The organism is Nocardioides dongkuii (assembly GCF_014127485.1).
Classification (GTDB): domain Bacteria; phylum Actinomycetota; class Actinomycetes; order Propionibacteriales; family Nocardioidaceae; genus Nocardioides; species Nocardioides dongkuii.
Window position 1 is genome coordinate 3,227,393 of the sequence record NZ_CP059903.1, and the last position, 11,581, is coordinate 3,238,973.

The window sequence follows — 11,581 nt, forward strand, 5'->3', positions numbered from 1 at the left end:
GTGCGGCGTAGCGTGGTCGGATGCGTACGTCGACCGCCCTCGTCCTCGCCGGTCTGCTCGCCCTCCTCGGGCTCCCGGCGCCGGCGGTCCACGCCCTCGAGGCGACGCCCGACGGGACGACGAGCAGCGCTGCGCCGTCCGGCCGCCGGGTGCTCGCCATCTCCGTCGACGGGCTGAACCCCACCGCCCTGCGACGGCTCGGCCCCCGGCGTACGCCGACCCTGCACCGGCTGGTCGACGAGGGGGCGGCCACGCTCAACGCGCGGACCGAGCACGAGGTCACCGTCACCCTGCCCAACCACACCTCGATGGTGACCGGGCGGCGCGTCGCGGCCGACCACGGCGGGCACGGGGTGACCTGGAACGACGACCTGCCGGGGCGCACGGTGCACGGCGCGGCCGGGCACCGGGTCGCCTCGATGTTCACCGTGGTCCACCGGAGCGGCGGCGAGTCGGCGGTCTTCGCCGGCAAGTCCAAGTTCAGCCTGTTCCCGCACTCCTGGCCGCGTGCGGTCGACCGGTTCACCTACGACGAGCGCCCGCTCGCCCTGGTGCGGGCCGCTCGTCGCGACCTGCTCCGCCACGACCGCGAGCTGACCTTCCTCCACCTCCGCCTGCCCGACAGCGCGGGCCACGCGTCGGGGTTCATGACCGCGCCCTACCTGCAGGCGGTGCGCCGCACCGACGCCCTGATCGGGAAGCTCGTGCGCACGATCGACGCCCACCGCCGCCTCGCCGAGGACCTGGTGGTGGTGCTCACGGCCGACCACGGGGGCCGCGGGGACGGCCACCAGGACCCCGCGCGGCTGGCGAACTACCGGATCCCGTTCCTCGCCTGGGGCGCGGGCGTGCGGGCCGCCAACCTCTACGCGCTCAACCCCCGGCGCGAGCCGCCCGAGAGGACCCGCCCGTCGTACGCCGCGCGCCGGCAGCCGATCCGCAACGGCGACCTGGCCAACCTGGTGACCTCCCTGCTCGGCCTCCGCGCCGTGCCCGGCAGCGGGATCGGCGCCCGCCAGGACCTGGTCGTCCGCTAGCGGGCCCGCCCCAGCTCGCCGAGCGTGGGGAACGGGTTGAACCGACAGCCGTCGAGCCCCTTGGACTGCTGCATCATCACCGGCGCGGGCCGCCCGCGACCGGGGCAGCCGGCGTGGCCGAAGCCGAGCCAGTGGCCGGTCTCGTGGTTGACGACCATGTGCCGGTAGCCGCGCAGCGCGCCGTTGGCGGCGTTCCAGGCGGGCGACGCGTGCTTCCAGCGGTCCTGGTTGATGATCACGTAGCGGCCCACCCGGCAGCTCCAGGTGCTGCTGCACACCGGGGAGAAGTCCGGCACCCGGCTCGCCTCGGCGAGCACCACGGAGATCTGGCCGCCGCGGGCGACGGGACGGAAGCGGACGCCGGCCCCGCGCCAGCCCCGCGGGTGGTCGTAGGTCTGCTGCACGAGCCGCCGGAACTGCCGGACGCTCGCGGTCACGCGCCCCCGGGTCTCGACCCGGTAGGTCACCGTGCGGCGTACGTCGACCCGGTGCCGCACCGCCTCCCGGCGCACCGAGAGGCGCTCGGCCGGCCGGTGCCCCGGCGCGCGGACCTCGACCCGCACGCGCAGCCGCCGGCCGACGTCCGCGGGCGCGACCGCGTAGCGCGCGCCGGTGGCGCCGCGGATCGGCCGGGCGCCGCGCAGCCACTGGTAGCGCACCCGCGCGGGGCGCGTGGACCACCGGCCGGGACGCGCCGTCACGATCCGGCCGAAGCGCAGCTCGCCGTCGATGGTCGGCGGCCGCCGGTTGGCCAGCCGCGCCCGGCGCACCGGCGCGGTCGCGGCGGACGTCGCCGAGGCGCTGTCCCCCACGGAGTCCGTGGCGGTCACCGTCACCGCAAGGCGGGCGCCGAGGTCGTCGAGGCCGAGCCGGTAGCGACGGTCGGTCGCGCCGCGCACCGGCGAGCCGTCGCGCAGCCACTGGAAGGAGTACGCCGTGGGCGCGGGCGCCCAGGAGCCCCGACCGGCCCGCAGCGTGCCGCCGTGCTCGGGCGAGCCCGAGACGACGGGCGGGGCGGTGTTGACCACGACCGCGGAGGCCGGCGCCGCCGGGACCAGCAGCCCCGCGGCGACCGCGAGGGAGAGAGCGAGGGCCCTCAGGCCCACAGCTGGCCCTCGAGCCGGTCCTCGGCCTCGTCGACGGTGCCCTCGTAGGCGCCGGTGGAGAGGTACTTCCAGCCGCCGTCGCAGACGACGAACGCGATGTCGGCGCTCTCCCCGGCCTTGACCGCCTTGGCGGCCTGGCCGAGCGCGGCGTGCAGGATCGCGCCGGTGGAGATGCCGGCGAAGATCCCCTCGAGCTCGAGCAGCTCGCGCACCCGGCGTACGGCGTCGCGCGGGCCGACGGAGAAGCGCGAGTCGATCAGGTCGGCGTCGTACAGCTCGGGGACGAAGCCCTCGTCGAGGTTGCGCAGGCCGTAGACCAGCTCGCCGTACCGCGGCTCGGCGGCGACGATGCGGACGTCGGGCTTGGCGGAGCGGAAGAACCGGGAGACGCCCATCAGGGTGCCGGTGGTGCCGAGACCCGCGACGAAGTGGGTGATCGAGGGCAGGTCCGCGAGCAGCTCGGGACCGGTGCCCTCCTGGTGCGCGAGCGCGTTGGCGGCGTTGCCGTACTGGTAGAGCATCACCCAGTCGGGGTGCTCCTCGGCGACCCGCTTCGCGACCCGCACCGCCTCGTTGGAGCCGCCGGCGGCGGGCGAGGAGATGATCTCGGCGCCCCACATCCGCAGCAGCTGGCGGCGTTCCTCGGAGGTGTTCTCCGGCATCACGCAGACGATCCGGTAGCCCTTGAGCTTCGCCGCCATCGCCAGGGAGATGCCGGTGTTGCCCGACGTCGGCTCGAGGATCGTGCAGCCGGGACGCAGGGTGCCGTCCTTCTCGGCCTGCTCGATCATCTTCAGGGCCGGGCGGTCCTTGATCGAGCCGGTCGGGTTGCGGTCCTCGAGCTTGGCCCAGATGCGGACGTCGGCCGAGGGCGAGAGCCGCGGCAGGCCGACCAGCGGCGTGCCGCCGACCGAGGCGAGCAGGTTGTCGAAGCGCATGGTCGAAGGATCCTCTCCGGGTCAGCGCAGGAAGCGCTCGGGGTCGAAGTCCTCGAGCGCGATGATCCGCACCCGCGGGAGCGGGACGTTGAAGGCGCCGACCTCGTCCTCGAGGTCGTGGACCTCGATGCCGAGGGTGTCGTAGGTGATGCTGGCGTACTCGCGCAGCGCGAGAACGCCGACCCGCCGACTGCCGTCGGCGAGCCGCATGAGGTGGTCGGCGAAGTCGGCGTCGTGGCTGACCAGCAGCACGTCGTCCTCGCGGCCGAGCAGCGCGTCGAGCGTGCGCTGGATGCCGACGTCGACGACCTTCTCGTCGCTGCGCCCGGCCAGCGGCACCGGCCGGTAGTCCATGGCCAGCAGCGCCTGGACGAACGCCGCGGGCAGCTGCCCGTTGGAGGCGTTGAGGAAGAACAGGCCGGTGACCGGCTGGTCCCAGAGCTCACGGGCGTACGCCGTGACCCGCTCCCAGCGGGGCCGCTCCTCCGGGAGCGGCCGCCGGCCGAGGAGGGAGTTGCCGAGGGTGGCGTCGATGTTCTCGCCGTCGACGAGGACGAACGTACGCCGCTCAGCCATGACCGCTTTATCCCCCCGCGACGGCGGGGAGCACGACGACCTGGTCGCCGTCGTTCAGCGTGGCCTCGAGGCCGCCGATGAAGCGGACGTCCTCGTCGTTGATGTAGACGTTGACGAACCGCCGCAGGTCACCGTTGTCGATGAGCCGGTCCTTGATGCCCGGGTGGTGCGACTCCAGGTCGTCGATCAGGGCGCTCAGGCTGGCACCGTCGCCCGCGACGGCCTTCTCGCCGCCGGTGTAGGTGCGCAGGATGGTGGGGATCCGGACCTCGATGGCCATGGGTGCTGCTCCTCGGTGGGGTCTGCTCAGCTGACGCTGGGCTCGGGGACGACGGCGACCTCTTCCTCGGTCACCTCGCCGTCGACGATTCTGTAGGACCTGAACTCCACGGGGCCGTCGTTATTCCCGTGCTCGCGGGTGCTGACCAGCACGTAGTGGGCGCCGGGCTCGCTGGCCAGGCCGATGTCCGTGCGGCTCGGGTGCGCCTCGGTGGCGGTGTGCGAGTGGTAGATCACCACCGGCTCCTCGTCGTTCGCGTCCATCTCCCGGTAGAGCCGCAGGAGGTCGGTGGAGTCGAACTCGTAGAACGTCGGGCTGCCGGCGGCGTTGACCATCTCGATGAACCGGACCGGCCGGTCGCTGCCCTCGGGGCCGGCGACCACGCCGCAGGCCTCGACGGGGTGGTCCCGCTTGGCGTGAGCCACGATCGCGTCGTACGTCGCCCGGTCGATGGTCAGCACCGTCCCAGCCTACGACCCTCAGACGGTGAACCGGGCCGCGGTCTCGCCCGCGAGCGCGTCCTCGATCCGACGGCGCAGGGACGGGTCCATCGGCGGCAGGTCGTCGACCGGCCACCAGCGGACGTCGGTGTTCTCGTCGTCGGCGGCGTACGGCTCGCCGGAGACCCACGAGCAGGCGAAGGTCAGGTCGAGGTAGAGGCCGCGGTCGCCGTTGGCGTGGGTGACCGGCGGGCTCACGCCCACCGACGCGAGCCGGTCGACGGTGATCTCCACCCCGGTCTCCTCGAGCGCCTCGCGACGGGCGGCGACCCCGGGCTCCTCCCCCGGGTCGACGATGCCGGTCACCGGGGCCCACTGCCCGTTGTCGACCCGCTTCGTGAGCAGCACCCGACCCTCGTGCAGGACGACGGCGGTGACGGCGGGGAGCCAGAGCTCGTGCTGGCCGACCATCCGGCGCAGCTCCAGGACGAAGGGCGGGATCGGCATGGGGGCAGTCTGACAGGGCTCTCGCCGGCCCCCAGCACGCTCCGCCTAGGGTCGGGGCATGGCCACCTTGGACCCGCTCCTCGAGGAGCACTACCGCACCGTGCTCGACCGCAACCCCGGCGAGCAGGAGTTCCACCAGGCCGTCGCGGAGGTCCTCGAGTCGCTCGCGCCGGTGGTCCGCCGGCACCCGGAGTACCTCGAGCACTCCGTCATCGAGCGGATCTGCGAGCCCGAGCGCCAGCTGATCTTCCGGGTGCCGTGGACCGACGACCGGGGCCGCGTGCAGATCAACCGCGCCTTCCGCGTCGAGTTCAACTCCGCGCTCGGGCCGTTCAAGGGCGGGCTGCGCTTCCACCCGTCGGTCTACCTCGGGATCGTGAAGTTCCTCGGCTTCGAGCAGATCTTCAAGAACGCGCTGACCGGGCTCCCGATCGGCGGCGGCAAGGGCGGCTCCGACTTCGACCCCAAGGGCCGCAGCGACGCGGAGGTGATGCGGTTCTGCCAGTCGATGATGACCGAGCTCTACCGCCACCTCGGCGAGTACACCGACGTCCCCGCCGGCGACATCGGCGTCGGCGAGCGGGAGATCGGCTACCTCTTCGGCCAGTACAAGCGGATCACCAACCGCTACGAGTCCGGCGTGCTCACCGGCAAGGGGCTCGCGTACGGCGGGTCGCGCGTGCGCCGCGAGGCCACCGGCTACGGCACCGTCTTCTTCACCGAGCAGATGCTCGCCGCCGCCGGCGACAGCATCTCGGGGCGCCGGGTGATCGTCTCCGGCTCGGGCAACGTGGCGATCTACGCCGCGCAGAAGGCCGCCCAGCTCGGCGCGCAGGTCGTGGCCTGCTCCGACTCCTCCGGGTACGTCGTCGACGAGGACGGGCTCGACGTCGAGCTGCTGCGCCACGTCAAGGAGGTCGAGCGGCTGCGGATCTCGGCGTACGCCGACGAGCGCCCCGACGCGACGTACGTCGCCGGCGGCAGCGTGTGGGACGTGCCCTGCGAGGTGGCGCTGCCCTGCGCCACCCAGAACGAGCTCGACGAGTCCGCCGCCCGCACGCTCGTCGAGAACGGCGTGCGCGCGGTCGCCGAGGGCGCCAACATGCCCTGCACCCCGGCGGCGGTGCGGCTCCTGCAGCAGCGCGGCGTCCTGTTCGCACCCGGCAAGGCGGCCAACGCCGGCGGCGTCGCGACCAGCTCGCTGGAGATGCAGCAGAACGCCTCGCGCGACTCCTGGAGCTTCGCGCACACCGAGGACCGGCTGCGCGAGATCATGACCGGCGTGCACGAGCGGTGCGCCACCTCGGCCGAGGAGTACGGCGCGCCCGGCAACTACGTCGCCGGCGCCAACATCTCGAGCTTCCTGCAGGTCGCCGACGCGATGCTCGCGCTGGGCGTGGTCTGACCGACTCCCACTGGGGTGTCCCTCTGCACGGACGGCTCCCGTGGTCACCGTGCGGCGCACGTCGTACCCAGGTGACCTGACCCGCTGATCCTTGCGGTGGACGTCGGTGATCCCGGGCGAAGGTTCGGCGCTGAGTGCAGGCAGAGCAGTGCTCGCTCATCGGCATGGCCCGGCAGCTTCTTGACACAGAGGGTGCCAGAAGCGGTCGCGCGAGTCGTGGAAGGAGCGGACGGCTGCCTCAGCGCTGAGCCGTACATGTAACGCGGTATCCACTGCTCTCCCGCGGTGCTGCAGCACCGCGGAAGAATGGTGGACACCGCGTTACAGCTGGCGGTGCTGCGCGGCAGATCCGGGCTCTTCGAGCGATGTCAGGGTGCCTTAGCCCAGTGGTGTCACCAGGTGGCACGGCACCGGACGCCGGTGCTGGGGGTCGAGTGTGTTGAGCACGATCCGCGCCACGATCGGGGACGACACGATCTGCAGGTGGTCGGAGAAATCCAGGGCGCACACGTCCTGCAGCAGGACGTTGTGCGTGCCCGGCAGCGTGCCGCTCGTGGAGGGCCACACGAGCTCGTCGTAGCGCGTGATGACGTTGGTGTACGCGACGCCCTTGACCTTGGCCGACCCTCCGGAGTTCAGCCGGCGGATGAACGCGCTGCTGGAGAGCAGTTGCGGCCCGGCGGCGAAGTACGGCTTCAGGGCGGCGACCAGGACCGGGGTGATGCCGAGCGGACCTCCGGCCTCCGCCACCGTCGAGAGCACCGCGACGTCGGTGCCGGCGTAGGCGCCGCCGAGACCGACGAACCGCTTCACGTGCTTGGCACCCCCGAGGAACTTGAAGTAGTAGGCCGGGACGACGGTGCCCTCGGAGTGGCCGACCATGTCGACCTCCTTCGCACCGGTGCGGCGCAGCACCTTGGCAACGAACGCCTTCAGCTCGCGCGCACTGGACTGCATGCGGTCCAGGCCACCGAACGCCCGGTACTTCTCGGGCAGCCGCTTGTTGCCGTAGGTGAGCGCGTAGACGCAGTAGCCCTTGTTGTGCAGCAGCGGCCCGTAGGTGGGCCAGTTCGAAGAGCGGCTGCCGAGCAGGCCGTGCACCAGCACCACCGGGCGCGGGTGGCGCTTGGTGGGCTTGCACGACCAGTCGTTGGTGCCAGGGGCACTCGACCCCACCTGCACGGCGCCGACGAAGGCGCCCGGCAGGAATGAGTAGGGCACCGGCAGCTTCTCATCGGCGCGTGCCGGCGCCGAGGGCAGCAGTGCCGCGCCCATCGCCAGCACGACCGCCAGCGCGAGCGCCAGCCGGAGGGACCGGGGGCGAGAGGTTCCGAGACGCGTCGTCATGCCCGGCTCAACGACTCGCCCCCGGCGACGTCACGGTCGCCGTCGTGGACGGTGATCACGCCCCGCACCTGCGGCCCGGTGACGAGGACCGGACCCGCAACGTGCTCGACACCACCCTCGCCCGCTTGCGAACTCTGCTCCCACACCTCGCCTGGACAGCGGCGGATCAGCGCGCGTCAGGCGTCACGCGGCGTAGTCGGGTAGGCCCGTAGGAGCTCGGCTCTGTCGCGTCCGTCAGAGGGCGAGTACAGCGCCAGCGCCTCGTGGAACACCCACGCAGTGTCCCTCACCGTCCGCTCGCCGAGCGACCGTCGATCGGGACGCGCCCCGTCAGTCCATCAGCGCTTCGACGAGGGTCTCCTGGAGCAGCCCGATCCACTCGTAGATGTCGTGGATCTGGGAGCGCGGGTCCTCCTCGGGCAGCGCGAGCCAGTAGTCCTCGTCGTCCTCCTCGACGCCGAGGCGGGTGGCGAGGGCCAGGCGCAGGTCGGTGAACGAGCGCATCCAGGCCTCGGCCTCGGCCTCGTCGAGCTCGACGTCGATGACCAGGCCGTCCTCGGTGAGCTCGGGAGGCAGGCCGGCCTCCTCGAGCCCGTCGATGATCGAGACCGCGGCGGCCGCCTTGCCGTCGCGCAGGGCGCCCTCGGTGAAGCGCCGGAACTCCGCGGAGGCCTCCTCGTCGCCGGGGTAGGCCGTCGGGAAGAGCCGCGCGAGCACCGGGTCCTCGGGCTCGGTGGTCGGGCCGCTGAAGTCCATCAGGGCCTCGAACGGGTCGCGGTCGTCGCGGGGCACGGCCGCCTCGTTGCGCAGCAGCTCGACCAGCTGGGAGGCCAGCGTGCGCAGCAGGTCGGCCTCGAGACCCGAGAACGTCGCGATGATCCGCTGGCTGCGCAGGTGGCGGTGGAATCCGCTCACGCGCACCTCACTCCTGCTTCTCCATCGTGGCCCAGAGCCCGTACTCGTGCATCGCCTGCACATCGCGCTCCATCTCCTCGCGCGTGCCAGCGCTGACCACCGACCGGCCATCCTCGTGGACCTCCATCATCAGCTTCTCCGCCTTCGCGACGTCGTAGCCGAAGTACTTCTGGAACACGTAGGTCACGTACGACATCAGGTTGACCGGGTCGTTCCAGACGATCGTGACCCACGGCTTGGAGAGGTGGATGATCTCGTCGGGCGTGATGGTCGGCTCGACCTCGACCGGCGCGGAGGACACGACGTCCATGTTGGCACACTGCTCGGTGTGGCCCACGCACCCGCACCCAGCACCGCACTGCTGACCGACCACTACGAGCTGACCATGCTCCAGGCCGCCCTGGCGTCCGGGGCCGCGCACCGGCGGTCGGTCTTCGAGCTGTTCCCGCGGCGGCTGCCCGAGGGGCGGCGGTACGGCGTGGTCGCGGGCGTCGGCCGGGCGCTGGACGCCCTGGAGGCGTTCCGCTTCGACGACGAGGTGCTCGCCGTCCTCGAGGACGTCGTGGACGCACCCACCCGCGAGTACCTCGCGTCCTGGTCCTTCCGCGGCGACGTCTGGGGCTACCCCGAGGGCGAGGTCTACCTCCCCCACTCCCCCCTGGTCGTCGTGGAGGCGAGCTTCGCCGAGGCGGTCCTGGTCGAGACGGTGCTGCTCTCGATCTACAACCACGACAGCGCGATCGCCTCCGCCGCGTCGCGGATGACCTGCGCCGCCGGGGACCGGCCCTGCATCGAGATGGGCTCGCGGCGCACCCACGAGGAGGCGGCGGTCGCAGCGGCGCGGGCGGCGTACGTCGCCGGGTTCGCGTCGTCCTCCAACCTCGAGGCCGGGCGCCGGTACGGCGTCCCGACGACCGGCACCAGCGCGCACAGCTTCACGCTGCTCCACGACACCGAGACCGACGCGTTCCGAGCCCAGGTCGACTCACTGGGCAGCGGCACGACGCTGCTCGTCGACACCTACGACGTGGCCGACGCCGTACGCGCCGCGGTGGAGGTCGCCGGGCCGGAGCTGGGCGCCGTCCGCCTCGACTCCGGCGACCTCGGCGTGCTCGCCCAGCAGGTGCGCGAGCAGCTCGACGCGCTCGGCGCGACCGGCACCAAGATCGTGGTGACCAGCGACCTCGACGAGTTCGCGATCGCGGCGCTGGCGGCGGCCCCGGTCGACGGGTACGGCGTGGGCACGCAGCTGGTCACCGGCAGCGGCCACCCGACCAGCGGGTTCGTCTACAAGCTGGTGGCGCGGGCCGACGACGCGGGCACGCTGGTGCCGGTGGCGAAGAAGAGCATCGACAAGGTCTCCGTCGGCGGCCGCAAGTGGGCGATGCGGCGGCGTACGCCGGGGGGCGTCGCGGAGGCCGAGGTCGTGGGGATCGGCAGCCCGCCGGTGGACGACGGCGACGACCGGCCGCTGCTGGTGCCGCTGGTGCGCGAGGGCGAGGTCGTGGGCCGCGAGCCGCTGGAGGTGGCGCGGGAGCGGCACGTGATGGCGCGCGCCGAGCTGCCGATGTCGGCCAAGCAGATGTCGCGCGGGGAGCCGGTCATCCCGACCGTGCACGCCTGAGCCCCGCTACTGTCGGCGCATGCGCGCCCTGATCGTCGTCGACGTCCAGAACGACTTCTGCGAGGGCGGGTCGCTGCCGGTCGCCGGGGGTGCCCAGGTCGCCCACGACATCACCCGGCTGCTCACCGCGTGGGCCGAGCGGCTCCCGGACGCCCCCGACTACGCGCACGTCGTGGCCACCAAGGACCACCACATCGACCCGGGCGACCACTGGTCGCGTGACCCGGACTTCGTGACCTCCTGGCCGGTGCACTGCCGGGTCGGCACCGACGGCGAGGCGTTCCACCCCAACCTGGACCCGCAGCCGTTCGACGCCGTCTTCCTCAAGGGCGAGCACGCCGCGGCGTACTCCGGCTTCGAGGGGCGCACCGCCGCCGGCGTACCCCTCACCGACTGGCTGCGCGACCACGGCGTCACCGACGTCGACGTGTGCGGCCTCGCCACCGACCACTGCGTGCGGGCGACGGTGCTGGACGCGGTGCGGGAGGGGTTCGCGGTGCGGCTGCTGCCCGCGCTGTGCGCGGGCGTGGCGCCCGCGACCACCGAGGCCGCGCTCAGCGAGATGCTCGAGGCGGGCGTCGGTGTCGCCTGACCCGGCCCCGGTGCCCGGGCTGCTGGTCGAGCTCCGCGACGGGGTGCTGCGGCTGACCCTGGACCGCCCCGACGTGCTGAACGCGTTCAGCGCCGAGATGGCCGTCGGGCTGGCCTCGGAGCTCGAGCGCGCGAGCGCCCGCGACGAGGTCCGCGTGGTGGTGCTGGCCGGCGCGGGCGAGGCGTTCTCGACCGGCGCCGACCTCTCCGGCGGCGACCCCTTCGACGAGCAGACCATGGACCTCGCCAACCGGATGGTGCGCGCGGTCGTCGCGTGCGACAAGCCGGTCGTCGCGGCGGTGGCCGGCATCGCGGCCGGGATCGGCTGCTCGCTCGCGCTGGCCGCCGACCTGCAGGTCGCGGCGGAGTCGGCGACGTTCCTCCTCGCGTTCACCCGCGTCGGCCTGATGCCCGACGGCGGCTCGTCGGCGACGGTCGCCGCGGCCGTCGGCCGGGCCCGCGCGATGCGGATGGCCCTGCTCGCCGAGCCGCTGCCCGGCCGCGCGGCGTACGACGCCGGGCTGGTCTCGCACCTGGCCCCCGACGACCAGCACGCCGACGTGGTCGACCGGCTCGCCCGCCGCCTCGCCGGCGGACCCCCGCTCGCGTTCGCCGCCACCAAGCGCGCGATCAACGCCGCCACCCTCGCCGCCCTCGAGCCCGCCCTGGACCGCGAGAAGTCCGGCCAGCAGCTCCTGATGCGCACCGCCGACGTCGCCGAGGGCATCGCCGCCTTCCTGAACCGCCGCCGCCCGGACTTCCGCGGCCACTGACCCGAGGACGAACCCGACCGCCCAAGAAGTGCTTGACAGTCG

Annotated in this window: 14 protein-coding genes; 5 read left to right on the forward strand and 9 right to left on the reverse strand. The window is 73.0% G+C overall.

Annotation, left to right across the window (positions count from 1 at the left end; genetic code table 11):
* Window positions 1–20: 20 nt before the first annotated feature.
* On the forward strand, window positions 21–1,037 hold the full coding sequence (locus H4O22_RS15565) for an alkaline phosphatase family protein (RefSeq protein WP_182524253.1): 1,017 nt from the start codon (window positions 21–23) through the stop codon (window positions 1,035–1,037).
* On the opposite strand, the gene H4O22_RS15570 is transcribed toward H4O22_RS15565, so the two are convergent.
* From H4O22_RS15570 to H4O22_RS15595, 6 genes are read right to left on the reverse strand one after another with little or no spacing between them, the layout of a single operon-like run.
* Window positions 1,034–2,143: a DUF3152 domain-containing protein gene (locus tag H4O22_RS15570; protein WP_182524254.1), complete on the reverse strand. Its 1,110-nt coding sequence runs from the start codon at window positions 2,141–2,143 to the stop codon at window positions 1,034–1,036. The genes H4O22_RS15565 and H4O22_RS15570 overlap by 4 nt on opposite strands.
* Window positions 2,134–3,081, reverse strand: coding sequence for a PLP-dependent cysteine synthase family protein (locus H4O22_RS15575; protein WP_182524255.1), 948 nt, complete (start codon window positions 3,079–3,081; stop codon window positions 2,134–2,136). Before H4O22_RS15575 ends, H4O22_RS15570 begins: the two co-directional genes overlap by 10 nt.
* A 21-nt stretch (window positions 3,082–3,102) precedes the next feature.
* Window positions 3,103–3,657: an NYN domain-containing protein gene (locus H4O22_RS15580; protein ID WP_182524256.1), complete on the reverse strand. Its 555-nt coding sequence runs from the start codon at window positions 3,655–3,657 to the stop codon at window positions 3,103–3,105.
* A 7-nt stretch (window positions 3,658–3,664) separates the two neighbouring features.
* On the reverse strand, window positions 3,665–3,937 hold the full coding sequence (locus H4O22_RS15585; RefSeq protein WP_182524257.1) for a MoaD/ThiS family protein: 273 nt from the start codon (window positions 3,935–3,937) through the stop codon (window positions 3,665–3,667).
* Window positions 3,938–3,963: 26 nt separating this feature from the next.
* A complete protein-coding gene (locus tag H4O22_RS15590) occupies window positions 3,964–4,398 on the reverse strand; it encodes a M67 family metallopeptidase (RefSeq protein ID WP_182524258.1) in 435 nt (144 codons plus the stop codon).
* 18 nt (window positions 4,399–4,416) lie between these two features.
* Window positions 4,417–4,884, reverse strand: a complete 468-nt coding sequence (locus tag H4O22_RS15595) for an NUDIX hydrolase (protein WP_182524259.1) — start codon at window positions 4,882–4,884, stop codon at window positions 4,417–4,419.
* A 67-nt stretch (window positions 4,885–4,951) separates the two neighbouring features.
* Between H4O22_RS15595 and gdhA the strand changes: the two genes are divergently transcribed.
* The gene (gdhA, locus tag H4O22_RS15600; protein WP_220451422.1) at window positions 4,952–6,289 is read left to right on the forward strand and encodes an NADP-specific glutamate dehydrogenase; all 1,338 of its coding nucleotides are present in this window, start codon (window positions 4,952–4,954) and stop codon (window positions 6,287–6,289) included.
* A gap of 378 nt (window positions 6,290–6,667) precedes the next feature.
* Here gdhA and H4O22_RS15605 read toward each other — a convergent pair whose 3' ends face one another.
* The 3 genes from H4O22_RS15605 to clpS all read right to left on the reverse strand — a co-directional run bounded on the left by H4O22_RS15605 (window position 6,668) and on the right by clpS (window position 8,861).
* Entirely contained in the window at window positions 6,668–7,636 is a 969-nt protein-coding gene (locus H4O22_RS15605) for an esterase/lipase family protein (RefSeq protein WP_182524261.1), read from the reverse strand.
* 330 nt (window positions 7,637–7,966) lie between these two features.
* Window positions 7,967–8,551, reverse strand: a complete 585-nt coding sequence (locus H4O22_RS15610) for a DUF2017 domain-containing protein (protein ID WP_182524262.1) — start codon at window positions 8,549–8,551, stop codon at window positions 7,967–7,969.
* A gap of 7 nt (window positions 8,552–8,558) precedes the next feature.
* Window positions 8,559–8,861, reverse strand: coding sequence for an ATP-dependent Clp protease adapter ClpS (gene clpS / locus H4O22_RS20435; protein ID WP_220451185.1), 303 nt, complete (start codon window positions 8,859–8,861; stop codon window positions 8,559–8,561).
* 18 nt (window positions 8,862–8,879) lie between these two features.
* Between clpS and H4O22_RS15615 the strand changes: the two genes are divergently transcribed.
* Genes H4O22_RS15615 through H4O22_RS15625 form a run of 3 tightly spaced genes read left to right on the forward strand, consistent with a single transcriptional unit; the run spans window position 8,880 to window position 11,539 of the window.
* Window positions 8,880–10,175, forward strand: coding sequence for a nicotinate phosphoribosyltransferase (locus H4O22_RS15615; protein WP_280530164.1), 1,296 nt, complete (start codon window positions 8,880–8,882; stop codon window positions 10,173–10,175).
* Between the two features lie 19 nt (window positions 10,176–10,194).
* Window positions 10,195–10,767: an isochorismatase family protein gene (locus H4O22_RS15620; protein WP_182524264.1), complete on the forward strand. Its 573-nt coding sequence runs from the start codon at window positions 10,195–10,197 to the stop codon at window positions 10,765–10,767.
* On the forward strand, window positions 10,757–11,539 hold the full coding sequence (locus H4O22_RS15625) for an enoyl-CoA hydratase-related protein (RefSeq protein ID WP_244962995.1): 783 nt from the start codon (window positions 10,757–10,759) through the stop codon (window positions 11,537–11,539). The genes H4O22_RS15620 and H4O22_RS15625 overlap by 11 nt, the downstream gene beginning before the upstream one ends.
* Window positions 11,540–11,581: the final 42 nt, after the last annotated feature.